This window comes from Labrys sp. HAY1-8F (assembly GCF_056754975.1).
In genome coordinates, this window is the sequence record NZ_JBPGWZ010000002.1 from 1,739,556 (window position 1) to 1,764,870 (window position 25,315).

The following is a 25,315-nucleotide window of genomic DNA, read 5'->3' on the forward strand; positions in this document are numbered from 1 at the left end:
CAAGCCATGTCGCCGTTCCCGGCGGAACAGCGGTGAGAAAGCTCCAACGTGACGGCGCGCCGTCCCTGGCGACGGCTCGGAAAACAAGGGAAGCCTCACGCCGCGTCCCCCTTGTCCTGCGCCACGCCCTCGACCTCTGCATGGAAGATGCGCCTGAGCGCCAGCATGTGCTCGCAAGGCCCGCGCATCATCTTGTTGTGGCCGTAGAAATGACAGCTGCAGCGTGCCTCGACCAGGCGATCGTCAGCGTCGATCGTGAGCGCGACACTCTCCTTGCGGGCGTTGTCGAGCACGGTGCCGGTGACGACGCGACGGCCCTGATTGCGGTCGACGCCGGCGATGGTGACGAGATTGGCCTCGACCAGGCGATCGGCGTTGGCCTCCTGCTCGCTGGCGAAACGCAGTTCCGACAGCGCCAGGGGCTCGCGCGTGAGTTCGCGCCGGCGATAGACCCCCTTGTCGAGGTCGAACATCACCCGCCCCGCCTGGGTATAGGCGGCCAGAGCGGCCTGGACGATACCCTCCTCCAGCCCGAGGTCACGGGCGAGGTCCCGCGCCGGCGCGGCATGCCGGTCTCCGAGTGCGGCGAATACGCGCCGGGCCGTATCGGCATCCACCTTGTGGCGGGGGGCCAGCAGATCGAACTGACCGGCCGAGGACCAGTCATTGGCCGTCCAGCCGGAGAGGCCGAGGGTGAAGCGGATCCCGCCGAAATCGACCACGAAGAAAGAGGGAAGCCCCGTGCCGGTGAGGTGCACGCGCACGCTGCGGGCAAGCGGCAGCGCCCGTTCCAGGATGGCGAGGCGGCGCCGGCCCCAGAGCCGGATCTCGCCTCCTTCCCGACCCCGATAGATCGAGCGCCGGAAGGTGAGGCGCTCGCCCCAGGGCTCGACCAGGACCTCTACCGGCGCATCGGGCTTGAGCAGGAAGCGCAACGAGCGTGGGCCGACGCGCTCCTTCCGGCGCGCGAGGCTGGTGAGGATATTGGCAAGATCCATCGGATGGAGGTCGAAGACATGCGCCGGCAGGGTCATGGCGCTCGATACCTGCAGGAAGCCCCGGACCCAGCTATCGGGGAGGTCGATATTCTCCTCGCGGAAGCCGTTGTCGTCGGCGGTCTGCACTTCGAAGCCGGACGGATCGATGCTCAGCGTGGTGTCGCGATAGGTCCTGATCTTCTGGAATTCGTCATAGAGCGCATGGCTGTAGTCGATATTGGTGGTGCCATAGGCCATCTCGCCGAGTTGCTCGAACACGTCGTGATCGCAGGACAGGCGCCCATAGCTGGACTCATCCAAGCTGAAGCATTCGAAGAAGATCTCGTCCGGATGCACGGTGATGACCGGATCCAGCACGATCCAGGCATCGCGATTTTGCTTGTAGAGATAGTTGAAATAGGCCTGCCGCGCCGTGAAGAATGGCTTCATCAAGCGCTGGCTCTCGTCATCGAGCGTGCGAATGCGCTTTTGCAGCGTTTCGATGCGCGGCTTCAGTTCCTCGCGGCGGGTGGCCGCCTCGGCCAGCAAGGCCGCCTCGTTCTGCTTCAACCATTCGAAATAGGCCGTGCGATCGCGCGGCTTGAACCTGAGATCCGACACCACGACATGGTGCAGCGCGGAGATCGCCTCGCGAAAGGCGAGGTGGCGCGCGACCTTCCCGGTGAAGAAGGTCGGCTGGCGCAGCGTATCGGGCGCGAAGCCGAAAGTGGACGCCCCTGCATCTGTACTGGCGCGGCTTTCGCCGAGAAAACGGTAGACGAAATTCATGCCGCGCTCTCCTGCGAGGCTGAAGGAACCGCCAGACGGGCCGGTGTAAAACGAATCGGGGCTTGGGCGATCGGCAAGGCGATATCCGGCCACCGGCGGGCAATCTCGGTGAGGATGGCGAGCGCTGGCGCCCGGTCCTTGGCAACAGCGCTGAGGGTCAAATCATGTAAGAGGCGCCAGATCGCCTGCGCCCTTTCATGGCTTTCGAGCGCCTCCCGCCGGAGCGCTGCGAACACGCGGTCCTTGGCGATCCGGCCACGATTGATCTGCATCAGGATGATGCGAGCCTGCGTCAGGAAGGTCGCGAACAAGGTGGGATTCGCAAGGCTCTGTCCGGTGATCAGTTCGGTGACGAAGAGATGGAAGCTGCCCGAGGGGTGTTCGAGCACGCGCGCGAGCACCATGCCGGCATCGCCCGTATCGAGGCTCCGGCGCAGCAATTGGCGTGCACTCTCCTGCACGGCCGGCGAGGTGGAATCGGCCATCACCGCCAATGCGGCAGCCGGCAAGGCGCCATCGGGCCAGGCCAGCAGCCGCCGTGTAGCGGGCTCGCGTATGTCATCCCACTCGCTTTCGACCAGCAGCACCGCATCCTCGGGTGCTGCCAGGAAGCGGGCCTGGTCGGTCTCGAAGGCATTGAGGGCGAAGGCGCGCACCGCCGCGAAGGGATGATTGCCGAGCCGGGCAAGCTGCTTGACGGAAAAGCGCGAAGCATCGCTCTGCGTGAGCGCCCGGGTGCCGAGCAGCCGCGCACCCTTGGCCCGTGCCTGCAACAGGCGCCAGAGCGTCGATGTATCGATGCCGGCGAGAAAATCGGGCAGGCTTGCGGCAAACAGCTCGACCATATCGGCCGCATGCCCGTCGGAGGGTTCGGCCCGGAACAGGCCGTCGATCAGCCTGTCCCTGAGAGCCTCGGCAAAGCCGCGATTGTGCGCAGCAAGCCGGGCCACCAGCGGGCGGGCCGCCGCGCGCAGATCCGCGTGGGCCCCGGTGGCGGCCGCGAGGATGGTCTGGCTTTGCGCTTCGAGTTCAGCGTCTTCGAGCCGGGCGAGCAGGCGCATGGAGGCGGACCGCACCGGCAGCGATTCGGCTGCGAGGACGGCATCCCAGAAGGGGCGCGGCAGCTCGCCAGGGCGAATCGGCGTAACGGCGAGCAGTTCGATCGCAGCCCCCTGCACCACGCTGGCCTTGTGGCCCGTCAATGCCTCGATTGCGGCCGGGGGCAGCGGGCAGTCATGGGCGGGCCATAGAGCAGGCAGCAAAGACAGGGCAAAGCGCAGGCCGACGATCTGGCACTCGTCCGGTTCGACCGGCAAGGTTCCGAGCCAGGCTGCGAAATCCTCGGTCAGGCGGACCCGCTGCTGCCGGCTCGGCGGGCGCTGTTCCAGCCAATCGCGGCTCGCCTGCTGCATGCGCGCCTGCGTGGTGAGCAGGGCCGCCAATGCCAAAGCCGGTTCGGACCAGGGCCATTCGGGACGCGCGGCGATCGCCCGTATCGCCAGCATGTGGGCCTCGGCGAGGTCGGCCTGCATCAGGGCCGCGATCAAGGCGGCATCGGCCTTGTCATCGTCGACGAGGCGGCGCGCCAACGATACCGCCAGGCCCAGCACCTCGATATAGGGAGAGGTCAGCAGGTCAGGGATCGCTGCGGCATCCATCGCCGCCGGCCGCGCCGGCCCTTCCTGCAGGGCCTGGACGGCAAAGAGTGCCGCGGCCTGGCAGCGTGCCCCTGCCGCCACCCGCAGCAGGCGCTGCGGCTGGGTGTCCCACAACGCCGGAAACGCCTCCCCGCGCCCAGCCGTACCCGCTTCGTCGGCAACCGAGAAGCTCAGCCTGTTGAGACGGAAGCGTACGCCAGGCTGATTGCGGTGAAGCAGTTGGCCGAGACTCCAGATCCGCCGCAGGGCCGGATGATAGAGCGTGCGCCGCTGATACCGCCCGTCGACCTGCACGAAATGCTGCTGCTCATAGGCCTTCTCGCCATCGGCATCGCTGAAAGCCAGCAGCAGCTCGCACGCCATCGCGGTGAAAGCGTCCTGGCCGAGTTCGCCGCGCTTGCGCAGGCTGCGCCAGGCTCGGCGCTTGAAATAAAGCAGCGTCTGTTCCGACAGCGCGACGCGCGGCGTGGCGCTGGCCTGCTCCTCACTGAGCTTCAGGGGCTTGCGCTCGCCCGGGAGCCAGACCTGGCCGCGATAGGCATAACGATACATCGGCGAGGCCAGCTCGAACTGGCGGGCCGTCGCCGCAAAAAGCGGACCATCATCGGTGAGGTCGGCATATTTGAACAGGCGCCGCAACACCTGCACGAAGGGAGGCCGGGCGGAGACGGCGGCGAGCCCCGCCAGCAGAGCCTTGCGGGCGGCGGCATCGACGAGCGCGCGATGGGCAAGGGCAATCAGGAACTGGTTGGCGAAGCCCGGCTGCATCGCTGCTGCGGCAAGCAGCGTATCGACCAGGGCATGGCCGTCGGCGGCGGCGATGGCGGCCTCGATGGCCGCAGCCTGCGCCGCATTGCCGGCCCTGGGCAGCGCAAGGCGCGGCGGCTGCCGGGCCGGACCGAGGAGATCGCTGGCGAGAGCGTAGGCGGCATAGTCGCGCGTTATCGCGCTGATATTGGTCTCGGCGATCCCGGCCAAAAGCCCGGCCGCATCCGGGCCGCCGCAGCGCGCCAGGGCATGCACCAGGCTGTAGCTCGCTTCGCTTGGGCCAAGCTTTTCGGTCATGGCCGCGAACTGCGGCCAAGCGGCCCTCAGACGGATGACGCCGATGCGCCAGAACAGGCGATCGCGCTCCTTGGCGGGCCAGGGCGAACGTAGGCAGGACGCGAGCTGGTTCAGCAACTCGCCATCGCGTCCGCCCACCGGCGCCTCACCAGGCGCTTGGGAGGTCGCCACAGGCTTGGCTTCCTCGCCCATGCGACGATAGCCGTCATTCACCTTCGAAATGACGACACTGTCATAAAGCTTTTCTGCCGATGACAACGCGACCGGGGAAGGTGTCTTCGTACCATCTCGCAGCGTCGCCCCACGCCTGCCATATCGAAAATTGACCAGATAACGTTCTTCGACTTGCTGACGCTCGAGATCGACGAGATCCACCTCGTAGATCTTGTCGGATGTCCCCTCTTTCATCCATAGGCGGACAGAACGGACGAGTTTCATTACCACCCCATGGATGCATTCTTCGATGAAGGTGTGGCAAGTTCCGCCTCCGGCGTCAATCGGCTGCGCGCATCAGGCGATCCCGAGGAAACACTGCCGGCAAGTCCGCGCGGCACCTTCAGCGCGGCATCATGGCCGTTGCGGTCAGCCCGCCGGCACGGGATAAGAAGGCTTCCCATCCCGTGATCGGACGAATGCAATGCCTGATATCGACGTCTTCCGCCGCGAACTCGCGGCCGCCTTCCGCCTTGCCGCGAAGTTCGACTTCAACGAAGGCATCTGCAATCATTTCTCGGTGCAGGTCCCGGGTGCCGACGAGCGCTACCTCTTCAATCCCTACGGTGTCCACTGGTCGGAAATGCGTCCGGCCGATCTTCTGCTCGTTGATGGACAGGGGCAGATCCTGGAGGGCGAAGGCGAGCTGGAGGCGACCGCGCGCAACATCCACATTGCCGGGCACCGCGCCAATCCACGTCATCTTTGCCTGCTGCACACCCATATGCCCTGGGCCACCAGCCTGACCATGATCGAGGGGGGGCGGCTCGAAATGGCGCATCAGACGGCGGCCCGCTTCTACGGCCGAACTGCCTATAACGATGAATTCGGCGGCTTCGCCTCGGGCAAGAAGGAAGGCGAGCGCATCGCCAGTTCCGCCAAGTCGGACCAGAAGGCCGATATCGTCTTCCTGGCTCATCATGGCGTCATCGTCGGCGGCCCCTCCGTCGCCACCGCCTTCGACGATCTCTATTACCTCGACCGCGCCTGCCGCCAGCAGGTGCTGGCGATGTCGACCGGCCGGCCGCTCAAGCTCATTCCACAGCAGGTCATCGAGAGCACGGCGCGCGAATGGACTGATGTCCTCGACCACCAGGCCAAGCTGCATTTTGCGGCGCTGATGCGGATCAACGGCCTGTGACGGCACTACGCTGGGTGCGTATCCGCCAGAACGGCCGGGCAGAATTGTGGAAGCTCGACAAGCCGCTTGCCGAGGGCGGCGTTGCCACTTTCTATCGTGGCCGGCTCTTCGAACAGAAGGGTGGTGAGCGGGTGAAGCTGGACGAGGAGGTCAAGTTTACCGAGGCCGAACCGGCCTTGGCCTGGTTTGAACGCCAGCAAGCCTCCTAGAATCACTTCTGCGCTGCGTGAGCTATGCGCTGAGCGCGGATGGCCCTACGGACGCCTCTGTATAACCAAGAGGTACGCTATCCCCTTCCTTTCGCAGGCGCAGCATAAGCGCCCCTGCATTTCCTGGGGAACCTGCTCAAGCAAGGACAAAGAAAAAGCCGCCGGGAATCATCCCGGCGGCTTTGCATTCCGTAACGGTTGCTAAGCTCGATTAGCGAGCAGCGCCGCGAGCGATTTCCTCGATACGGCCGCGGAAGATGCCGAGATCAGCAAGCTCACGGTCATCGAGAGCCGAGAGAGCCTGAAGGGTACGGCGATAATTGCGATAGGCCGTGAAACGAGAAGCGATCGAAGAGACGAAACCGAAGAGAACCATGACACTTACTTTCCGAAGAGATTGATTTGTTGCAGTGCATATACTCCTCTTTTGCACCGCACGGTAAAAAATCGCACAGACCGGCGCGTATGCCCGGTATGCGGCGCTTGCATGGATTTTGTGCATAGCGCTTAGCAATAGGGCAACATTCCGCCTCAATCGAATGCCGGCGCCCAAACGGGGACGGATTCCGCCTCCGAATTGCCGCAGGGGTAACCAAGCTGGTAGGATCGCCACCAAAATAAAGCCGGCAACACAAGCCAGCCACAATTGCGCCTTTCCATCGACGAAGCCCAGTAAGGCTGGGGTCGCCGTCAATCAGGGAGCTTGCCCGTGGCCAAGGAGACATCCGACATCCTCGCCATCGACATTGGAGGCACCGGCCTCAAGGCGGCGATCATCAATCCGGGCGGCCAGATGCAGGGAGAACGGGTGCGCGTTGCCACGCCCCATCCCTGCCCGCCCGATCTATTGGTCGAGACCCTGGCGGAGCTGGTCGCGTCCCTTCCCGCCTATAGCCGGATCTCGGTGGGCTTTCCTGGCGTGATCAGGCATGGCCGCGTCCTCACCGCCCCCCACCTTGCTCCCGATGGCTGGGACGGTTTCCCGCTCGGGAAGAAACTTTCGGCACGACTCGGCGACAAGCCGATACGGCTGATCAACGATGCGGAAGTCCAGGGCCTCGGCCTGATCAGAGGCAAGGGCATCGAGCTTACCTTAACCCTGGGCACCGGAGCGGGGACGGCGGTGTTCCGTGACGGCGAGCTGATGCCGCATATGGAACTGGCCCACCACCCGATTACCCGCTCCAAGACCTATGACGACTATATCGGCGAGGCAGCACGGGAGAAGATCGGCAACAAGCGCTGGAACAAGCGGTTGAAGCATGTCATCGACGTGCTCTTCGTGCTGTTCCACTATGACCATCTCTATCTCGGCGGCGGCAACACCAAGCATGTGAAGCTCGCGCTACCGGCCAACGTCACGCTCGGCTCCAACGATGCCGGCCTCGACGGAGGTGCGGCGCTCTGGCGCCTGAAGAATTTCCACGAATCCGAAGAAGCCCCTGCGGTGCCCCGCAAGGCTAAACCTTCCAGCAAGGCCAAGTCTCCCGGCAAGTCTCGACCACCCCGCAAGGCCGAATCGATCGGCAAAAAGGGCAAGGCATGAGCGAAACCAATCCGCCCCCCGGTGCCCCGGGCGTCGAGCCACGCTGGACCTCGGCCGCCAAGAGCGGCATCGGCACCGCCGGTTCCGCGTCGAGCCGTGTCTGGTTCGCACTCAGCCACGGCATCCTCAATGAGATCTACTATCCGCGCATCGACCTCGCCTGCATCAGGGATTGCGGCCTCCTGGTCACGGCGGCAGACTATTTTTCCGAAGAAAAGCGCGACGCCGACGGCGACATCCGCATGGAGAGCGACGGCATCCCGATCTTCGAGCTCGTCAACACGGCGCAGGACGGGCGTTATCGCATCAGCAAGACTGTGCTGGCCGACCCCTTCCGCGACAGCCTGTTGCAGGACATTCGATTCGAGGCTCTAAAGGGCGAGACTGAGGATTACGGCCTGCACGTGCTGCTGTCGCCGCACCTCGTCAACCAGGGCAGCCACAACACCGCCTGGGTCGACGACTACAAGGGGCACGGCCTGCTGATGGCCAGCGGCAGCTACGGTTATTCGCTCGCCCTCGCCGCCTCGGTTCCCTGGCAGGCCCGCTCGGCCGGCTATGTCGGTTTTTCCGACGGCTGGCAGACCCTCAAACGAGGTGAAGGCGTCAACCCCGCCTGGCTCCGCGCCGAGGATGGCAATGTCGCGCTGAGCGGCACGCTCGACCTTCGCGGCAGCCAGGGCCGTGTGCTGCTCAGCCTCGGCCTGGGCCTCAGGCCGGAGGAAGCGGCTCTCAACGCCATCGCCAGCCTGCAGCAAGGGTTCGAGCCCGCGCGCCGGCGCGTGCGCACCATCTGGCAGGGCTGGCAGGCGGGCCTCGAGGATCTCGACCATATCAGCCCCGCTCAAGGCACCAGCTACCGCACCAGCACCGCCGTGCTTGCCGCCCATCGCACCGGCGCCTTCACGGGCGGCGCCATCGCCAGCCTGTCGACGCCCTGGGGCTACAACAAGGGTGACAACGATCTCGGCGGCTACCACCTGATCTGGCCGCGCGACCTCGTCGAGACGGCCGGAGGGTTCCTGGCGGCCGGCAGCCCGGCCGACGCGCGCGGCATCCTCGACTATCTCGCCGCCATCCAGGAGGGCGACGGCCATTGGGCCCAGAACAACTGGACCGACGGCCATCCCTATTGGGACGGCATCCAGATGGACGAGACCGCCTTCCCCATCCTGCTCTACGACATGCTCGTGCGGGCCGGCAGTCTCGATGCCGCCGATGCCAGGCGCTTCGTACCGATGGTGGAGAGCGCCGCGAGCTTCGTGCTGCGTAACGGGCCGGTCACCGACGAGGATCGCTGGGAAGAGGACGCCGGCTATTCGCCCTTCACGCTTGCCGTCGAAATCGCCGCTTTGCTCGCCGCCGCCGACGCCATGGACGCGGCGGATCGCCCGGATGCCGCCGCGTTGCTGCGCGAGACGGCCGACGCATGGCATGCCGAAATCGACGACTGGACCTTTGCCAGCGATACCGACCTTGCCAGGGCGCTCGGCATTCCCGGCTATTATGTCCGCATCGGCCCCGGCGACACCGAGGACGGGCCGGGCCTCGGCGGCAATGTCGCCATCAAGAACCGCTCCGCCCAGGAGGCCGTACTCAGCGCCAAGATGCTTCTCAGTCCCGACGCCCTCGCCTTGGTGCGGTTCGGCCTGCGTGCCGCCGACGACCCGCGCATGGTGGCGACCGTGAAGGCGATCGACCATCTCCTGAAAAAGGATCTGCCCAGCGGCCCCTGCTGGTATCGCTACAACAATGACGGCTATGGCGAGCATGAGGACGGCTCTGCCTTCGACGGCACCGGCGTCGGCCGGCTCTGGCCGCTCCTGACCGGTGAACGCGCCCATTACGAACTCGCTGCCGGCAGGCCTGAAGAGGCCCGGCGCCTGCTGGCAGCGCTCGAAGCCTCGGCGGGGCCTGGCGGCCAATTGCCCGAACAGATCTGGGACGGCGCCGACCGGCCGGAGCACGAACTCTTCCTCGGCAAGCCGACCGGCAGCGCCATGCCGCTGGTCTGGGCCCATGGCGAGCATATCAAGCTGCTGCGCTCGCTGCGGGATGGGGCCGTGTTCGACACCCCGCCCCAGACGGTCGAGCGTTATCTGAAGCGCAAGATTACGAGCAACCGCCGCTTCTGGCGGCTCAACCACCAGCGCCGAGCCATTGCCCCCGGCCAGGTCCTGCGCATCGAAATCGCCGACCTTTCGGCAATTCGCTGGAGCTTCGACGGCTGGGCCAGCCATGACGAAGGCCGAACCCATGATGCGGGCCTGTCCCTCCATGTGCTCGACCTGCCGACCTCGACCCTGCCTGATGGCGCCGAGATCCGCTTCCGCCTCGCGCCGATCGGCGGCCCCTGGCTGGAGGAGGACTATCGGGTGACGGTGGGGTAGAAAAAGCGCAACTTCCTCGAATGTATTTGCCCTTTACCACGAAGGCCGCGCCACCCCTCACCCTTACAAATGAGGCGAGCAACTGCCTTCACGAACCCACCCCCGTCAAGGCCGAGGCCAACATCCAGACAGCGACCAGCGCCAGCATGAAGGCGTAGGCAAAGCCCTGGATGCGCAAGGCGCGGGGCGAGGAGAAGCGCCGGGCCAGCCACATCGCGCCGAGTGCCCAGACGAAATGCGAGACCAGACTGAGGATGGTGAGGGCGACGGCTATGATCAGGGCATTGGCGACTAGGTCTTTATCGGGCAATTGGAACTGGGCGTAGATGATGAGCAGGAGCGTCAACCCCTTCACGTTCAGGCCCTGTACCAGCATGCCACCCCAAAACCCCATCGGCGATGCGTCGGTGGCCGTCGACGCGCTGAGTGCCGAACCCCGTGCCATCTCGAAGGCGATATAGAGAACGACCAGTGCCCCGACGACCTGCACCATGATGAGCAGGCCGGGATAGTTGACCAGGAAGCCGGTGACACCCAGGCCAACCAGGAAAGCGGGCAGGAACACCATCAGGTCCATGCCGAGGATCATCGGCACCGATCGCATCAGGCCGTGGCGGCCTCCCGCCGCCGCGCAGAGGAAATTCGTCGGTCCGGGGCTGAACATCAGCGGAAAGACCAGCAGGAACAGCTTGACGAAAGCTTCGACACTCACCGAACGGCTCCGCCGTCATCAGGTCGAGAGTTCATCACCACCCCTTTTTCCGTTTTACAGCCGCCCGCGCCCATACGACAATCAACCCCGTTCAGGCCTGCGGACACCCGGTTCGAGCGGATCATACAAACATGTCGGGATTTCCCGAAGTCATCATCATCGGCGGGGGCATAGGCGGACTGGCCGTCGCCAACGCCTTGACGCAGGCGGGAATGAGCTGGGAGATTCACGAGCGGTCGCCGCACATCGGAATGGGCGGCACCGGCCTGACATTGTGGCCCAACGCGCTCAGGGCGCTCGGTCGGCTCGGCCTCGACCGCGGCGTCCAGACCTTGGCCGACCCGCTGGAGTTGGGCGAGATCTATGACTGGCGGCAAAGACCATTGAAAACCATCCCGCTGACGCCGGTGCGTGAGCGTAGCGGCCTGCCTCTGCTCTGCCTGCGCCGGGTCGACCTCTATGCCGAATTGTTGCGTCCGCTCGATCCAGCCAGGATCCACACCGGCAGCCGCTGCGTCCGCTATCAGCGTCAGGCCGAGGGCGCTAGCCTGACCTTCGAGGACGGTTCGGCACGTCGCGCTCCCCTGGTGGTGGCGGCCGACGGCGTGCGATCCTTCCTGCGCGATGCCATGATCGGTTTCTCGCCGCTGCGCTATGTCGGCTGGATGACCTGGCGCGGCGTCACCAAACTGCCTGCCGGCACCTTCCCGAAGGGCCGCTACCGCGAGTTCTTCGGCCGCGGCAGCCGCTTCGGCGTATTCTGGATCCGCGACGACTATGTCTATTGGTACGGCACGCTGAACAGCGCCATGCACGACAAGCCTGCCATCCATCCCGCGCACAAGGCCGAGGCCCTGGCGCATTTTGCGGACTGGCCGCCCCTCGCCCATAGCGTGATCGGCGCGACCGATCCGGAGGATCTGGTGCGCACCGGCGTCTATGACACCCTGCCGCTCCCCTGTTGGACCGACGGTGCCCTCGCTTTGCTCGGCGATGCCGCTCACCCGATGACGCCCGATCTCGGTCAGGGCGCCTGCCAGGCCATCGAGGACGCCCTGGCCCTGGTGCACTGCATCAAAGCCGGCTCGGAGCTTTCGGCGGCCTTGTCGACCTACCAGGGTATCGGGCTGGCGCGCACCTCGCCCCTCGTCGCGCGCTCGCGCAAGATAGGCAAGATGCGGCAATGGCAGACGCCGGTGACGGCCACACTGCGCAACACCATCATGCGACTGATGCCGCAAGGCGCCATCCTCAAACTGTTCGAAACCTGATGGCCGATGGCGGTAACAATCGAACAGGGGCACTCGGATGAATAGAACCGCCAGCATCGTGTGCCTCATCTGCGCCCTCAGCTATGCGGCGACCGGCGCCACCTTCTTTCTCGATCCGACCTCGCAATTCAAGACCGGCACGCTGGAGTACTGGAATGCGCTGGCAGGGGCGCCGTTCGGGCGCCAGGCCTTCCTGATGGCCTTCGCCCTGGCCGGTCTCACCGCTTTCTGCGCCATGAGCGAAGTGCAGCGCCTGATAGGCCCGGCGAGCGGCCTCGCCCGGCTCGCAGCCTCGCTCGGCCAGCTCGGCTTCGGTGTCACCGCCATCAGCTATGTCCGCCTGCTCGGCGGCGAGGCCCAGCGCGCCCAGGCCTTCGCAGCAGGTACGGATGCCGTGAGGCAGTCGATCACCTCCTTCTCACTCGTCCTCGATCCGCAAGGCTGGCTGATCTTCTTCGTGAGTGGCGTAAGCCTCCTGCTGTTCGGTGCTCTGGGCTGGCGGCTCGGCACGATCCCCAAGGTCCTGGCCCTGCTCGGCATGGCCGGCGGCCTGCTCTATGTCGTCGCCTTCATCGCACGCGCCAACCAGCAGATGCTGATCGTCGATGTCGCCGCAGGCCTCGGTGGCGTCATCATCGGCCCGCTTTGGTGGGCCGGCCTCTCCCTGCGCTTCCTCAGATCCGGCGATCAGGCCTCGGCGAGGCGGTAGGGCTCGAGGCCCTCGCGTTCGACCTTGCGCTGCCACTCCCTGAGGGCGCGCACATGGTAGAACGGAACGTGGCGGGACCAGATGTCGCGCCAGCGCGTAAACACCGGCCTTATGCCCCTGATTGCCCGCAGTACCGGCTCGTCACCAACCTTGTCCCATTGCCGGGACACGGTGCAGAAGCCGCCATGGGTGCAAAGCGCCAGATTGAACAGGAGGCGGTAGAGCGGCCTCGGCAGAAGACGGCCGAGATGTCGGCGCCAGGTCGGGCCGGCGTCCACTTCTGTCCCGTCGGCGAAATCGGTCAGCAGCACTTCCGCCTCGACCCGGATCCGAGCCAGGCGCGCGATGCGGACGACGAAACCCACGCAGCTCTGGTCGAGCAGATCGAAGCTGAGTTCACCCTCGCCCTTGCCGCGCTGGAGCGCCTCGATGCTGGCGCAGATGCCCGCGAAGGCCGGCCGGGACAGGATGACGCGGGTGATCAGCGGGTTCCAGGCGATACGGTCATATTTGTCCGGCAGCAGCAGCATGCCGGGCATGCGCAGGCCAGGGAAATCATCCGGCTCGATGCCAGTGCTCTCATCAGGAAAGAAGCCGATAGGGCGAACACCGCCCTCTTCATCCACGAGCCGAACGAAAGCATGGCCGTGATTGCTCACCAGTCCCGGCACCTCCGACTTGCAGACGGAGACGATCTCCAGGACCGGTGTTTCAGGGCGTTCGGCCTCGGCCAGCCAGCGCACGGGTCGAAGCTCCGTCCACAGGGCCCGCTCGTCGATCGGGCCCCGCTTGCGGAGATCCAGGCGATCGGCCTTGCGCTGCCAGCAAAGCATGGTTCATTCCGCGGCCACTGCCCAATCGGCCCGCCGCAAATAGCTCCGATCGGAGACGACATGCAGGTTGCGCGCCTCGAAGCCGGCCACGAACTCCTCGTGGCTAGCGAAATAATGCATGAACTGCTCGCCCGACATCACCTCCTCGAAGGTCGGCGTCGCCTCGGCAACGCCGCGGACCCGTTCGAACATGGTGTCGAGTTCCGCCTGCTTGAAATCGAGATAAGCGCCCGGCGAGATCTGGACCAGGGTCGAGGTGAAGCAGCACGCCGTCTCGACGCAATCGGTCTGGATATCCGGCGGCACCCGTCCATTGGCGAAGACCCAGGCCATCCGATCGGGGAAGGCCAGCAGATAGATGGCGGCGATCAGTTCGAAATTGCCCTGTGTGTCGAAATCAAACTCGCTGGCGGGCCGGTTGTCCGTCGCCTGTGTCAGGATCGGATTCCAGGCCGGCATGCCGATGATCAAGGGCTCGACCGCATCGCCATAATGCTCGATCAGCCGGCGGCCATGCAGGACGACGGACAGGATATCGGCCTCGGTGACCTTCGACAGGCCGATCATCGCCCCGAGCCCGGCCTGCAGGCCGGCGCGTATGGCCAATTCCTGGGAGCGCAGCCGATGCAGGAAGCCGACGGGTTCGTCCGTCTTCTTCTGCAGGCGCAATTGTTCGTCGACACCCCAGGCTTTCGGTCCGCTCGGAATATGATAGCCGTAGAGTTCGCGGTCATAGGTCTCCTGCCAGGTCAGCACGCAATCGAGCCCCTCCTGTCTGAGATCGCGATAGTGCTGCTCATGCATCGGCACGAGGCAGACCGAGACGCGCGCCTCAGGATTGACGGCCGAAGTTTCTTCCTTCAGGCCGCGCACCAGTCCCTTGAGATGCTGCTGCAGCAGGGTCAGGTCGTCGCCGCCCGCGATTTCGAAATGGGAGAAGCCCTTGCGCGCCAGAATGCGTGCCTGCTCACGGATGGCGGTTTCGGTGATGGAAAGGCGCACCATTTCCTTGTTGTCGGCGCGCCAGCCGCAGAAACGGCAGGTGCTCGCGCAAAAGGACGTCACCTCGATCGGCACCATCGTCGCCACGCTCTGGCCGAAGGTTCTCTGGCGTTGCCTGCGGGCCGCCTCCACAACCATTGCACGAAGTTTCTGATCCGGATTGCGGCGTATAAGATGAAGAAGAGTGGCCGTCTCCTCAGGCAATAGACCTGTCGACGACTCCCTATTCTCCAAGATGCCTGAGATAAGATCGACTCTATCGACCATCTCCATATCATCAGATACTTTATTTTCTTTAAATATTTCTATCGAATTGTCAAAAATAGAGAGATAGAACGAAGAAGAAATTGGATCAATCATCAGATTCCCTCCAACTTAATTCGCAGAATTAAGATAAAATCATGAATTCGCGCGACATGCAATGTCCTCTTAATGTTGTTTTCAGCGCCAACTAGTGTTATTGCGCCAGTAAAACAAGGATAATAGTACCAGTACAGCCTTTCCATGCCACGGTTCAGCCGGCCCGAAATCTGAAACTGACCCATGATCTCGACAGAAACCCATTCGACGGATCTGGTAGGTGATCGACCGCCTCCTTCACGCATGGTGCCGACCTGCCTCGTGCAACAAGTGAAAAAATATGTCAGCATTGTTGACATATTTTTTCCCAAGGAGGATGCTGCACGCAACATGAGCATCGCGCCCTGAAAACGGGCAGGCTTTTTCCAATTGGAGGCGATGCCGTGGTTGTGTGGCGGCATGCGTCTTGCTGCCGTTTGTCAGGAGAACAGGATCTTGGACTGGGAAGCGATCTTCGCCACGCGGGCGGGACGGATGCGTGCCTCGGAAATCCGCGAACTTTTGAAACTGCTGGAACAGCCGGACATCATTTCCTTCGCCGGCGGCATTCCCGACCCCGCCCTGTTTCCGAGCGAGGCCTTCCGGACGGCCTATGCCAGCGTGCTCGGCGATGCCAGCGCAGGCGCGGCACTGCAATATTCCACCAGCGAGGGCTTCCCGCCCTTGCGCGACTGGGTGGTCAGGCAGATGCAGCGTATCGGTGTTACCTGTGGGCCGGACAACATCCTCATCACCTCCGGTTCTCAGCAGGCGCTCGATTATCTCGGCAAGCTGCTCATCTCGCCCGGCGATACCGCCCTTGTCACCTGGCCGACCTACCTCGGCGCTCTGCAGGCCTTCAACGCCTATGAGCCGCGCTATGACAGGCTGGCGCCGGTGGAAGGCAACATGACCCCTTCCGCCTATGCCGACGCCGCCGCGAAGGCCGGCGGCCGGGTGAAATTCGCCTATCTGACGCCGGATTTCGCCAATCCGACCGGCGAGACGCTGGACCAGGCCGGGCGCGAACGCGTGCTCGATCTCGCCCGCGAACTCGACATCGTGGTGATCGAGGACACGGCCTATCAATCCCTGCGCTATGACGGCGCCGATGTGCCGTCGATCCTGGCGCTCGACATTGCCCGCGAGGGCCATATCGACGCCACCCGTACCATCTCCTGCGGCAGCTTCTCCAAGACGCTGGCGCCGGGCCTGCGCATGGGCTGGATCTGCGCCGCAGCCGGTGTAATCAAGAAGCTGGTGCTGATGAAACAGGCTTCCGACCTGCACAGCCCCACCATCAACCAGATGGCGATGCACCATGTGGCAGAACATGCCTTCCCCACCCAGGTCGAGAAGATCCGCGGCGCCTATCGCCATCGGCGCGACCGCATGCTGGCGGCCCTCGAACGCCACATGCCTGCTGGTGTGCGCTGGTCGCGCCCCGAAGGCGGCATGTTCGTGTGGGTGACGCTGCCCGACTGCATGGACGGTGCCCGCCTCCTGGCCCGCGCTATCGAGACCGCCCGCATCGCCTTCGTGCCCGGCCAGGCCTTCCACGCCGACGGCTCGGGCGCCAACACGATCAGGCTGAGCTTCTCGCTGGCCAATGACGCTGCGATCGACCAGGGCATCGAGCGGCTCGGCCGCGTCATTCGCGAAGCTGGCGCGGCCTGATCGCAGCGCCCCTGTTTCCTCTGTCCCTCGCTCCGGAATGTGCTTAAATCCGGAGCGGGTACAGTCCACGGAACGGGATCATGACGGCAGAACCGACGAGACCGGCATTTTCCAACCGCCTGCTGGATTGGATCGGCCTCGGCCTGCTCTATGCGGTGCTCCTGGCCGTCCCCTTTTTCGGCGCGCGCTGGCTCGGCGAGATGCTGCCCTCGATCTTCCATCCGATTGGCCGCATCATCGCCAATGCCGTGGTGATGCCGTTCTTCTATCTGTGCCTACATCTCATCCTCCGGCGCTTCGGCGCTCGGGTGCAGAACTTCATCATGCTGGTGGTGCTGATCTACGGCATCGCCACCTATATCGAACTCCAGCGCGCTTTGCGGACCGGCGACAACAATGCCTGGTTCAGCGCCTTCGTCGCCGCGGTCTACACACTCGGCTTCGCCGCCCTCACCATCAACAGCCTGATCGCCTGGCGGCGCGAAAAGCGGGCCGAGCGCGTGGTGGCAGAGCGTGAAGAGGCGGAACGGCAAGCCGAAGCCTTCGCCAAGGCCCGGCAGATCGGACCCTGACACGGCCCAGTGCAGGCCAGGGCCAGGCGATCGCGCCGCCCTCGATCTGCTGAAGAAGGCTCGATCCCAGGCGGCCTCGGGCGATCGAAAAACCTGCCAGCACAAGAATGATGGAATCTGCGGCATCTGGCAGTGCCCGCCGATGTAGGATGCTTCGTCGGGGATGCGCTTACCGATCTTTCAGACTGGTGGCGGCATCATCACAACAACGAACAATCACATCGGGAGGAAATGATGCGACTGAAAGTTCTGGCCGGACGGATGATGCGTTGGGGGCTCGGCGCCGGCGCTGCGCTGTGCATAGCGTTCTCGTCTGCCCCGTCCCCGGCCGAGGCGGCCTCCAAGACATTCTACTGGATCTCGCACGGCTCGGCCGCCGACCCCGTCTGGACCTATTTCCTGGCCGGCGCCGAGCAATGGGCCAAGGACACCGGCAACAAGGTCAACACCTCCTTCCACAATGGCGACGTCGCCTCGCAGCAGGAGGCCATCCGCGCCGCCATCGCAGCGGGCGCCGACGGCATCGTCACGGCGAGCCCCGCGGCCGGCAGCCTGGTGCAGCCGGTCGAGGAGGCCAATGCCAAGAAGATCCCGGTGATCGCCTTCAACTCCGATGACAAGACCGTGCGCTTTTCCACCTTCGTGGGCGGGGACAATGTCAAGGCCGGCGCCGACCATGCTCGCTACCTCGTCGACAAGGGACTGGTGAAATCGGGCGATTTCGTCTGGATGCCGGTGGAGGTGCCGGGCGCGACCTATGGCGCCGACCAGGAAAAGGGCATCGCCAGCGTGTTCAAGCCGCTGAATATCCGCTGGGAAATCACCGACGCCACGCTCGATCAGGCCGACATCATCTCCCGCATGAGCGACTACCTCACGGCCAACCGCAGCAAGATCAAGGCGATTCTCCCACTCGGCGACCTCGTCTCCGGCAGCATCAAGCGCGTGTTCGACCAGGTCGGCGTGAAGCCGGGCGAGATTCCGGTGGTCGGCTGGGGCAATTCGCTCGATACCGCCAACGAGGTGCAGGAAGGTTATGTCATGGCAGCGGCCTGGCAGGATCCGCAGGCCCAGAGCTATCTCGCTCTCTCGCTTGCCGCGATGCAGGCCGGCGGAATCAAGCCCGGCTTCGACATCACCACCGGCTCCATGTACGAAAAGGACAAGGCCGCCGACTTCATCGCCCTGATGGGCGGCAAGAAGTAGGAAATCACGGAACAACTGGCCAGCCATTGGCTCCAAACGCAAAAAGCGGCCCCGAAGGACCGCTTTTTTGTTGTTTCCCCGAAGGGTCCACTGGAGCGGGAGAAGGGATTCGAACCCTCGACCCCAACCTTGGCAAGGTTGTGCTCTACCCCTGAGCTACTCCCGCTTCCGTGGGCCGCAGATGCTCGTTGCATCGGCGTGGGCGCTCTATGCCAAAGCCCGTGACGGATTGCAACAGGCAAGTTTCAGTTTTTTTGCATTGCGTGATCAATCCACAGGCCGCGCTTATATCGCCGGGGGTGACGCGAGCCCCGTTTCGTGCCAAAAGCGCGCCAATTCCCGATGATCGCCCCCGCTTCTGGGCCTCAAACTTTTCTGCGGTTCCGCCTTGAACGATCTGTCACACACTTCGGCCCTCACCCCGCTCGCCCGCGAAGTCGAGCGGCGGCGCACCTTCGCCATCATTTCCCACCCGGACGCCGGCAAGACCACGCTGACGGAAAAGCTGCTGTTGTTCGGCGGCGCGATTCAGCTGGCCGGCCAGGTCAAGGCCAAGGCAGAAAAGCGCAATACCCGCTCGGACTGGATGTCGATCGAGCGCGAGCGCGGCATTTCGGTGGTCACCTCGGTGATGACCTTCGAATATGAGGGCCTCGTCTTCAACCTGCTCGACACGCCGGGCCACGAAGACTTCTCGGAAGATACCTATCGCACGCTCACGGCCGTCGATTCGGCGGTAATGGTGATCGACGCGGCCAAGGGCATCGAGGCGCGCACGCGCAAATTGTTCGAGGTCTGCCGCCTGCGTGACATTCCCATCGTCACCTTCATCAACAAGATGGACCGCGAGGGGCGCGACCCCTTCGAGCTGCTCGACGAGATCGAGAAGACGCTGGCCCTCTCCACCGTGCCGATGACCTGGCCACTCGGCCGCGGCCGCGACTTCGCCGGCACCTATGATCTCGCAGCCAGCCATGTCCGCCTGCTCGACAAGGACACCGCGCCGATTCCGGTCGAAGCCGGTGATGCGGCCGCCCTCGCCCGCGCCGTGCCTTCCATCGACGCCGAAGCAGCCTCCGAGGAGATCGCGCTGGTCCAGGAAGCTTGCGGCGAGTTCGATCTCGCCGCCTTCCGCGAAGGCCATATGACGCCGGTGTTCTTCGGCTCGGCCATCAAGAATTTCGGCGTGGGCGACCTGCTCAAGGGCCTGGGCGATTACGCGCCCCAGCCGCGCGACCAGGAGGCGGCCACCCGCATGGTCGAGGCGACGGAGGACAATTTGTCCGCCTTCGTCTTCAAGATCCAGGCCAACATGGATCCCAATCACCGTGACCGCATCGCCTTCGTACGGCTGTGCTCGGGCAAGCTGACGCGCGGCATGAAGGTGAAGCAGGTGCGTACCGGCAAGTCGATGAGCCTCAACGCGCCACAATTCTTCTTCGCCCAGGATCGCGCTCTGGCCGAGGAAGCCTATGCGGGCGATGTCGTCGGCATTCCCAACCACGGTGCCCTGCGCATAGGCGACACGCTCACCGAGCGCGAAGAGATCGCCTTCCTCGGCGTACCCAGCTTCGCCCCGGAAATCCTGCGCCGGGTGCGCCTGCCCGACGCCATGAAGGCCAAGAAGCTCAAGGACGCCCTGCAGGACCTCGCTGAGGAAGGCGTGGTGCAGGTGTTCCGTCCGCGCGACGGCTCCCCTGCCCTGGTCGGCGTGGTCGGCGCCCTGCAGCTCGACGTGCTGCAGGGCCGGCTGGCCGCTGAATACGGGCTGGAGATCCGCTTCGAGCCCTCCGAATTCGCGCTGGCGCGCTGGGTTTCGGCACCGACGAAGCAAGAGCTCGACAGTTTCCTCACTTCCCACAACTTCTCGATCGCCGACGATCTCGACGGCGATCCGGTGTTCATGGCCAAATCCGCCTTCGACCTGCGCTATCAGGGCGAAAGGTCACCGGCCATCGTCTTCGCCGACATCAAGGACGTGAAGAAGGCAAAGTAAAGGAGCGCGGACACCCTAGAGCAAATCGCGTTTAGACGGAAACGCGCTTTGCTCTAGCTCTTTGATTCCAAGCCAATCCTACGGATTGGCTGGAGCGTCTTTGCGATTCTTGGTGATTCCACCAAATCGCAAAACGCTTTAGCGACATGCCTGCATGTCGCGATGTCCGCTCTTGGAAACGCTGCGCGTGCAGGACAGGAAGAGCGGACTGGAAGTCCGCGCTCCCAGGAGGATCACGCCGGCACTTCTTCCAGCGCCGGATAGTCCGTATAGCCCTCGGCGCCCTTGGCATAGAAGGTCGCGGCATTCCACGGGGTGAGTGGTGCGCCGAGCGACAGGCGCTTGGGCAGGTCCGGATTGGAGATGAAGAGCTTGCCGAAAGCCGCCGCATCGGCTGCGCCGCTCTCGACCAGGGCCTCCGCATCTGCGGCCGTCAACTTTTCGTTGGCGATGAAGACGCCCTTGAAATTGCTGCGGATCACCGGAGCAACGCTGGAACCATCGGCGTATTCGCGAGCGCAGATGAAGGCGATCCCGCGGGCGTCCAATTGCCGGGCGACATAGCCGAACAGGGCCGGCGCGTCGGAATCGCCCATCGAATGCGAATCGCCGCGCGGGGCGAGATGCATGCCAACCCGGTCGGCACCCCAAACCGAAATCACCGCGTCGGTGACCTCGAGCATCAGCCGCGCCCGGTTCTCGATCGAGCCGCCATAGGCGTCGGTGCGCTTGTTGGTGGAATCCTGCAGGAACTGGTCGAGCAGATAGCCGTTGGCGCCGTGGATCTCGACGCCGTCGAAGCCGGCCTCCTTGGCATTGGCAGCGCCTTGGCGATAGGCCTCGACAATGGCGGGGATCTCGTCGAGTTCGAGTCCACGCGGCGTGACATAGGGCTTTTCGGGCTTGATGAGGCTGACATGGCCTGCAGGCGCGATGGCGCTCGGCGCTACCGGCAGGGCCCCGTCGAGATAGACAGGATCGGAAATGCGACCGACATGCCAAAGCTGCAGGGCGATGCGCCCGCCGGCCTCGTGCACAGCCTTGGTGATGACCCTCCAGCCCTCGACCTGCTCCCGCGACCAGATACCGGGGGTATCGGGATAGCCCACGCCCATCGGCGTGACGGCGGTGGCTTCGGTCAGGATCAGGCCGGCCGAGGCGCGTTGGACATAGTAATCGCGCATCAGCGTGTTGGGCACGCGGCCTGCGCTGGCGCGGGTACGGGTCAACGGGGCCATGACGACGCGGTTGGGCAGGTCGAGCGCGCCGATACGAATGGGATCAAGTAAGGAGGGCATTGGAAGAACCTTGTTCCAAATGGCTTTTCTGGGTGATCGATTGACACTCCTGCACCTGGCTTACACAGACTTAACTGGTGGTCGGCTCGCCGAGGCGTTAAAGTTTCAAAGTTCGATGTTCGTCGAATATAGGTAGAAGAAACCATGAAGCAACACCCTCACCCCGATGTGAACAACATCAATCTGATCGGCGTTCTGGCCGCCCTCGGTGATCCGGTGCGGCTGCACATCGTCACCACGCTGCTCGCGGAGGGCGAGAAGGGATCGACGGAATTCGATTGCCAGGTCGCCAATTCGACGCTGAGCCATCACATCAAACAATTGCGCGAGGCCGGCATCGTCAGCCACCGCAAGGAAGGCACGCGCTGCTTCGTCGCCCTGCGTCCGGACGTCGAGGACAAATTCCCGGGTTTGCTGCAATCCGTGCTGAAATTCGCCGACTAAACTTCTTAGATCGCAGGCTTTCAGCCCATAGGCGCTAACTTTGTGGAACTCGGTGCTTATCTGGTGGGTCGATCTCCAGATCGACCATCTTGGAAGCGCCGTGCTTGCCGGCAGGAAGATGCCGATCTGGAGATCGGCACACCTCGATTCAGGCGCCTCCACTCGCAAAGTTGGCGCCTATGGGCTTCCAGCCTGCCTTGGACAGGCTCCGGCTAGGAAGAAACAGGCTGGAAGCCTGCAATCTCAGGAAGAGCTACCCGCCGTAAAAGCGCGCCCGATAGGCCGCAGGACTGACGCCCACGCGACGCCGGAAATGATGGCGCATCGTCTCCAGCGAATTGAAGCCGCAGCTTGCGGCAACGTCACCGAGCGAGGCGCCGAGATTGCGCTCGAGCTGTTCCCGAGCCAGCCGCACGCGCTCGGCCACCAGCCATTCTCCCGGCGGCAACCCCGTCGTCTCCTCGAAACGGCGTTGGAAGGTGCGCTGGCTCATGCCGGAACGAGCGGCAATCGCCTCGATACGATGGGGGAGGGCCAAATTCTGCCGCAGCCAGTCGATCAACGGGGCGAGCCGGGCGGACTCGCGCTCACGTGGCACCGGCCGTTCGATGAACTGGGCCTGGCCGCCATCGCGATGCGGGGGCACCACCAGCCGGCGCGCCACGGTGTTGGCGGCATCCGGCCCGAAGTCCCGCCGGATCACATGCAGGCACAGATCCAGCGCCGCCGCGCTGCCGGCAGCGGTGAGAACGTCGCCGAGGTCGACATAGAGCCGGTCCGGGTCGAGCACGATACTGGGATGGCGAGCGCCGATATCAGCCGCATAGCGCCAATGCGTGGTCGCCTCCCGGCCATCGAGCAGGCCGCAGGCGACGAGCACGGCGATACCGGAACACAGCGACATCAGGCGGGCACCTCGCCGATGCGCGGATTTGAGACAGGCGATCAGATCCGCCGGCACCGGCGTGTCGATACCACGCCAGCCCGGCACGATGACGAGATCGGCCTCGTCCAGCAGTTCCAGGCCGGCATGCGGTTCCACCGTCAGCCCGCCTGCCGCCCGCAACGGGCCGGGCTCGATGGCGCAGGTGGCATAGCGATACCAGGAAGGCCCCATCTCGGGGCGCGGCAGGCCGAACACCTCATAGGCCACCCCGAACTCGAAGGTGCAGAGGCCATCATAGACGAGCACGGCCACGAGGGGACCGGCGGGAGAGGAAACATCTGGCATGATCTTGACGGAATGTGCCAGTTCGGCCAGGACGGCGCAAGGGACTGTGGGTTTCCAACCTCCTTGTAGGGTCGATCTCCAGATCGACCCTCCAGTACCCCTAATCCTGCCGAACCTCGTTGCGACGCATGCGCTGCTCCAGCCGGCGCACCAGGAGGGTCAGGCCGATGGTCATCACCAGATAGAAGAAGGCCACCACCGTATAGGTCTCGAAGAAGCGGAAGGTAGAAGCGGTATAGGTCTTGCCGTTCTGGGTGATGTCGGCGATGCCGAGCACGGACACCAGCGAGGAATCCTTCAGCATGGAGACGAGGTCGTTGCCGAGCGGCGGCGTCATCGTCTTGAAGGCCTGCGGCAGCACGACCAGGCGCATGGTCTTGAAGCGCGTAAGGCCGAGGGCCTGCGCGGCTTCGAACTGTCCTGCGGGGATGGATTGGATACCGCCGCGCACGATCTCGGCGATGAAGGCCGAATAGGCCAGGGTCAGCGCGAAGATCGCGCGCCACTCGAAACTAAAATCGCGGATGGTGATCTCCGGCATGAAACCGGCGGCGATGGCTGGGCCGAACAGCGCGACATAGCCTTCGATCAGTGCCGGGCCGACCGCAAAGGCGATATAATAGAGCAGCACGATCATGGGCACGCCACGCATGACCTCGACATAGGCCTTGAGCGCCTCCCCGAGCCAGCGCGAGTGCGACACCAGGCCCAGCGCAAGAATGGTGCCGAGAATCAATGAAGCGGCGAAGGCGATCACGGTCACCCGGATGGTGACGAAGAGCCCCTGCCCGACCACGCCGAAGATGATGCGATATTGCTCGCTGGCCAGGCCGCCGATCAGGACGCCGGCCCCGAGCACGACGAGGATCACCAGCCACCAGGGCACTTTCGACAGGAAGGAGGGCGGCGGCGGTGGCGCATGGCGGGGCGTGCCGGCGGCGGGAGATGTCGTCATCTGCAGAAAGGAAGATCCGGAAGTGAGGCAGGCGGCCCGAGGATCGGACCGATGGGCGTTTTCGTCATCGCTTCGTTCCGCCCGCCATGACGCCATGGCACCGGGCGGCCGACACCGGCTCAGTTCGCGGTCTTGTAGTCGAAGAACCACTTCTTATCGAGAGCCTTGGTCGTCCCGTCGGCCTTCATGGCAGCCAGGGCACCGTTGACAGGACCGATGAGATCGGAACCCTGCTTGAGGATGAAGCCGAACTCGTCATGCCCGAGGCCATTGCCGACGATCTTGAAGCTGTCGGGCGAAGCGGCGATGTTGCCTTCGGCGCCGGCCTTGTCCATCAGCACCGTATCGACATCGCCCGATTTAAGCGCCTGTACCGAGGCCCCGAACGTCTCGAAAAGCTTGAGGCGTGGGCTCTTGTCGTTGCCGCCAAGCAGATCGGTGACCGAGACGAAGAAATTGGTGGTGCCGGACTGGGCGCCGACGAACAGCTTGTCGTCGGTTGCGAAGCTCTTGGCGTCCGTGAAGCGCTTCTCATCGGCCCGCACCAGCATGAACTGCTCGGACACCAAATAGGGGTCGGTGAACGCGACCTGCTTCTTGCGCTCATCGGTGATGGAGATGCCGTCCATGCCGATGTCGAACTGGCCATTCTGCACGGCCTGGATCATGGCGTCCCAGGACGAGGTCTTCCATTCGATCTTGGCATTGAGGCGCTTGCCGATCTCGTTGATCGCATCATATTCCCAGCCGATGCCCTGCCCCGTCTTCGGATCGGTAAAGTTCAGCGGAAAATAGGCGTTCTTGGTGACGGCGACGATGGTACGGCCCTTGAGATCAGGCAGCGTCTGGGCCTCGGCCGGTCCCTGGGTCAATCCAAGGGGAACGGCCATGGCGGCGAGGGCGCCAAGGGCAAGAAAGGTGCGGCGAAGCATCGGGAAACTCCGGTGTGGCGGGCTCAAGCCGCAACCTTGCCACGCGGGTTTCATGCCGAACAGGGGATTTTCACGGTCCCCACATGGAAAAGGCCGGTCTTGGGACCTAATACGGTTCACTCAAGGGACAAACGCTCCGAATTGTGATTG

General features: G+C 64.1%; 21 protein-coding genes and 1 tRNA gene. 11 read left to right on the top strand and 11 right to left on the bottom strand.

Translation table 11 applies throughout. The features are described 5' to 3' along the window. Positions 1 to 95 precede the first annotated feature (95 nt). Together ACR9ZN_RS17035 and ACR9ZN_RS17040 are read right to left on the bottom strand one after the other, a co-directional pair. Complete coding sequence (locus tag ACR9ZN_RS17035; protein WP_481272739.1) at positions 96 to 1,766, bottom strand: SWIM zinc finger family protein; 1,671 nt, start codon at positions 1,764 to 1,766, stop codon at positions 96 to 98. Next, positions 1,763 to 4,927 (bottom strand): hypothetical protein, encoded by a 3,165-nt coding sequence (locus tag ACR9ZN_RS17040; protein WP_481272740.1) that lies wholly within the window; start codon positions 4,925 to 4,927, stop codon positions 1,763 to 1,765. Before ACR9ZN_RS17040 ends, ACR9ZN_RS17035 begins: the two co-directional genes overlap by 4 nt. A 199-nt stretch (positions 4,928 to 5,126) precedes the next feature. On the opposite strand from ACR9ZN_RS17040, the gene ACR9ZN_RS17045 reads away from it, so the two are divergent. Both ACR9ZN_RS17045 and ACR9ZN_RS17050 read left to right on the top strand, forming a co-directional pair. Beyond that, on the top strand, positions 5,127 to 5,843 hold the full coding sequence (locus tag ACR9ZN_RS17045; protein ID WP_454815265.1) for an aldolase: 717 nt from the start codon (positions 5,127 to 5,129) through the stop codon (positions 5,841 to 5,843). After that, complete coding sequence (locus ACR9ZN_RS17050; protein ID WP_454815267.1) at positions 5,840 to 6,052, top strand: hypothetical protein; 213 nt, start codon at positions 5,840 to 5,842, stop codon at positions 6,050 to 6,052. Before ACR9ZN_RS17045 ends, ACR9ZN_RS17050 begins: the two co-directional genes overlap by 4 nt. 211 nt (positions 6,053 to 6,263) lie before the next feature. On the opposite strand, the gene ACR9ZN_RS17055 is transcribed toward ACR9ZN_RS17050, so the two are convergent. Beyond that, the gene (locus ACR9ZN_RS17055; protein WP_082979645.1) at positions 6,264 to 6,428 is read right to left on the bottom strand and encodes a DUF1127 domain-containing protein; all 165 of its coding nucleotides are present in this window, start codon (positions 6,426 to 6,428) and stop codon (positions 6,264 to 6,266) included. A 333-nt stretch (positions 6,429 to 6,761) separates the two neighbouring features. Here ACR9ZN_RS17055 and ACR9ZN_RS17060 point away from each other — a divergent pair, with 333 nt between their 5' ends. Next, a complete protein-coding gene (locus ACR9ZN_RS17060) occupies positions 6,762 to 7,598 on the top strand; it encodes an ROK family protein (protein WP_454815269.1) in 837 nt (278 codons plus the stop codon). Next, a complete protein-coding gene (locus ACR9ZN_RS17065; protein ID WP_481272741.1) occupies positions 7,595 to 9,988 on the top strand; it encodes a glucan 1,4-alpha-glucosidase in 2,394 nt (797 codons plus the stop codon). Before ACR9ZN_RS17060 ends, ACR9ZN_RS17065 begins: the two co-directional genes overlap by 4 nt. An 88-nt stretch (positions 9,989 to 10,076) precedes the next feature. Here ACR9ZN_RS17065 and ACR9ZN_RS17070 read toward each other — a convergent pair whose 3' ends face one another. Continuing rightward, positions 10,077 to 10,700: a LysE family translocator gene (locus tag ACR9ZN_RS17070; protein WP_454815273.1), complete on the bottom strand. Its 624-nt coding sequence runs from the start codon at positions 10,698 to 10,700 to the stop codon at positions 10,077 to 10,079. Between the two features lie 131 nt (positions 10,701 to 10,831). Here ACR9ZN_RS17070 and ACR9ZN_RS17075 point away from each other — a divergent pair, with 131 nt between their 5' ends. Both ACR9ZN_RS17075 and ACR9ZN_RS17080 read left to right on the top strand, forming a co-directional pair. Then, the gene (locus tag ACR9ZN_RS17075) at positions 10,832 to 11,971 is read left to right on the top strand and encodes an FAD-dependent monooxygenase (RefSeq protein ID WP_481272742.1); all 1,140 of its coding nucleotides are present in this window, start codon (positions 10,832 to 10,834) and stop codon (positions 11,969 to 11,971) included. 37 nt (positions 11,972 to 12,008) lie between these two features. Continuing rightward, positions 12,009 to 12,680, top strand: coding sequence for a DUF4386 family protein (locus tag ACR9ZN_RS17080; protein WP_454815277.1), 672 nt, complete (start codon positions 12,009 to 12,011; stop codon positions 12,678 to 12,680). Here the strand turns inward: ACR9ZN_RS17080 and ACR9ZN_RS17085 are convergent. Further along, a complete protein-coding gene (locus ACR9ZN_RS17085; RefSeq protein ID WP_481272743.1) occupies positions 12,659 to 13,513 on the bottom strand; it encodes a hypothetical protein in 855 nt (284 codons plus the stop codon). The two genes, ACR9ZN_RS17080 and ACR9ZN_RS17085, sit on opposite strands and share 22 nt — an antisense overlap. 3 nt (positions 13,514 to 13,516) lie before the next feature. Next, positions 13,517 to 14,653 carry a radical SAM protein gene (locus ACR9ZN_RS17090; RefSeq protein ID WP_481272744.1) on the bottom strand — a complete coding sequence of 379 codons (1,137 nt, stop codon included), beginning with the start codon at positions 14,651 to 14,653 and terminating at the stop codon, positions 13,517 to 13,519. A gap of 654 nt (positions 14,654 to 15,307) precedes the next feature. On the opposite strand from ACR9ZN_RS17090, the gene ACR9ZN_RS17095 reads away from it, so the two are divergent. The 3 genes from ACR9ZN_RS17095 (at position 15,308) to ACR9ZN_RS17105 (ending at position 18,309) form a co-directional block, all read left to right on the top strand. Next, positions 15,308 to 16,531 carry an aminotransferase-like domain-containing protein gene (locus ACR9ZN_RS17095; RefSeq protein WP_481274365.1) on the top strand — a complete coding sequence of 408 codons (1,224 nt, stop codon included), beginning with the start codon at positions 15,308 to 15,310 and terminating at the stop codon, positions 16,529 to 16,531. 80 nt (positions 16,532 to 16,611) lie between these two features. Next, on the top strand, positions 16,612 to 17,103 hold the full coding sequence (locus ACR9ZN_RS17100) for a hypothetical protein (protein WP_454815283.1): 492 nt from the start codon (positions 16,612 to 16,614) through the stop codon (positions 17,101 to 17,103). A gap of 264 nt (positions 17,104 to 17,367) precedes the next feature. Beyond that, positions 17,368 to 18,309 (top strand): substrate-binding domain-containing protein, encoded by a 942-nt coding sequence (locus ACR9ZN_RS17105; protein ID WP_481274366.1) that lies wholly within the window; start codon positions 17,368 to 17,370, stop codon positions 18,307 to 18,309. Positions 18,310 to 18,400: 91 nt separating this feature from the next. On the opposite strand, the gene ACR9ZN_RS17110 is transcribed toward ACR9ZN_RS17105, so the two are convergent. Continuing rightward, a tRNA-Gly gene (locus ACR9ZN_RS17110) sits at positions 18,401 to 18,475 on the bottom strand. A 222-nt stretch (positions 18,476 to 18,697) separates the two neighbouring features. Here ACR9ZN_RS17110 and ACR9ZN_RS17115 point away from each other — a divergent pair. Beyond that, the gene (locus ACR9ZN_RS17115) at positions 18,698 to 20,305 is read left to right on the top strand and encodes a peptide chain release factor 3 (protein WP_454815285.1); all 1,608 of its coding nucleotides are present in this window, start codon (positions 18,698 to 18,700) and stop codon (positions 20,303 to 20,305) included. A gap of 233 nt (positions 20,306 to 20,538) precedes the next feature. Here ACR9ZN_RS17115 and ACR9ZN_RS17120 read toward each other — a convergent pair whose 3' ends face one another. Further along, positions 20,539 to 21,603, bottom strand: coding sequence for an alkene reductase (locus ACR9ZN_RS17120; protein ID WP_454815287.1), 1,065 nt, complete (start codon positions 21,601 to 21,603; stop codon positions 20,539 to 20,541). A 144-nt stretch (positions 21,604 to 21,747) separates the two neighbouring features. Here ACR9ZN_RS17120 and ACR9ZN_RS17125 point away from each other — a divergent pair, with 144 nt between their 5' ends. Beyond that, positions 21,748 to 22,047: an ArsR/SmtB family transcription factor gene (locus ACR9ZN_RS17125; RefSeq protein WP_441770409.1), complete on the top strand. Its 300-nt coding sequence runs from the start codon at positions 21,748 to 21,750 to the stop codon at positions 22,045 to 22,047. Positions 22,048 to 22,300: 253 nt separating this feature from the next. Here the strand turns inward: ACR9ZN_RS17125 and ftrA are convergent, their stop codons facing one another. From ftrA to ACR9ZN_RS17140, 3 genes are all read right to left on the bottom strand, one after another. Continuing rightward, complete coding sequence (ftrA, locus tag ACR9ZN_RS17130; protein WP_454816821.1) at positions 22,301 to 23,299, bottom strand: transcriptional regulator FtrA; 999 nt, start codon at positions 23,297 to 23,299, stop codon at positions 22,301 to 22,303. 79 nt (positions 23,300 to 23,378) lie between these two features. Beyond that, positions 23,379 to 24,233 carry an amino acid ABC transporter permease gene (locus ACR9ZN_RS17135; protein ID WP_454815289.1) on the bottom strand — a complete coding sequence of 285 codons (855 nt, stop codon included), beginning with the start codon at positions 24,231 to 24,233 and terminating at the stop codon, positions 23,379 to 23,381. 119 nt (positions 24,234 to 24,352) lie between these two features. Next, a complete protein-coding gene (locus ACR9ZN_RS17140; RefSeq protein ID WP_481272745.1) occupies positions 24,353 to 25,165 on the bottom strand; it encodes a transporter substrate-binding domain-containing protein in 813 nt (270 codons plus the stop codon). Positions 25,166 to 25,315: the final 150 nt, after the last annotated feature.

Excerpts from the sequence above, each read along its gene's own strand:
- ACR9ZN_RS17035 (WP_481272739.1), bottom strand. The coding sequence starts at position 1,766 with ATGAATTTCGTCTACCGTTTTCTCGGCGAAAGCCGCGCCAGTACAGAT.
- ACR9ZN_RS17040 (WP_481272740.1), bottom strand. The coding sequence starts at position 4,927 with ATGAAACTCGTCCGTTCTGTCCGCCTATGGATGAAAGAGGGGACATCC.
- ACR9ZN_RS17045 (WP_454815265.1), top strand. The coding sequence starts at position 5,127 with ATGCCTGATATCGACGTCTTCCGCCGCGAACTCGCGGCCGCCTTCCGC.
- ACR9ZN_RS17055 (WP_082979645.1), bottom strand. The coding sequence starts at position 6,428 with ATGGTTCTCTTCGGTTTCGTCTCTTCGATCGCTTCTCGTTTCACGGCC.
- ACR9ZN_RS17065 (WP_481272741.1), top strand. The coding sequence starts at position 7,595 with ATGAGCGAAACCAATCCGCCCCCCGGTGCCCCGGGCGTCGAGCCACGC.
- ACR9ZN_RS17075 (WP_481272742.1), top strand. The coding sequence starts at position 10,832 with ATGTCGGGATTTCCCGAAGTCATCATCATCGGCGGGGGCATAGGCGGA.
- ACR9ZN_RS17080 (WP_454815277.1), top strand. The coding sequence starts at position 12,009 with ATGAATAGAACCGCCAGCATCGTGTGCCTCATCTGCGCCCTCAGCTAT.
- ACR9ZN_RS17085 (WP_481272743.1), bottom strand. The coding sequence starts at position 13,513 with ATGCTTTGCTGGCAGCGCAAGGCCGATCGCCTGGATCTCCGCAAGCGG.
- ACR9ZN_RS17090 (WP_481272744.1), bottom strand. The coding sequence starts at position 14,653 with ATGGTTGTGGAGGCGGCCCGCAGGCAACGCCAGAGAACCTTCGGCCAG.
- ACR9ZN_RS17100 (WP_454815283.1), top strand. The coding sequence starts at position 16,612 with ATGACGGCAGAACCGACGAGACCGGCATTTTCCAACCGCCTGCTGGAT.
- ACR9ZN_RS17105 (WP_481274366.1), top strand. The coding sequence starts at position 17,368 with ATGCGTTGGGGGCTCGGCGCCGGCGCTGCGCTGTGCATAGCGTTCTCG.
- ACR9ZN_RS17120 (WP_454815287.1), bottom strand. The coding sequence starts at position 21,603 with ATGCCCTCCTTACTTGATCCCATTCGTATCGGCGCGCTCGACCTGCCC.
- ACR9ZN_RS17125 (WP_441770409.1), top strand. The coding sequence starts at position 21,748 with ATGAAGCAACACCCTCACCCCGATGTGAACAACATCAATCTGATCGGC.
- ACR9ZN_RS17135 (WP_454815289.1), bottom strand. The coding sequence starts at position 24,233 with ATGACGACATCTCCCGCCGCCGGCACGCCCCGCCATGCGCCACCGCCG.
- ACR9ZN_RS17140 (WP_481272745.1), bottom strand. The coding sequence starts at position 25,165 with ATGCTTCGCCGCACCTTTCTTGCCCTTGGCGCCCTCGCCGCCATGGCC.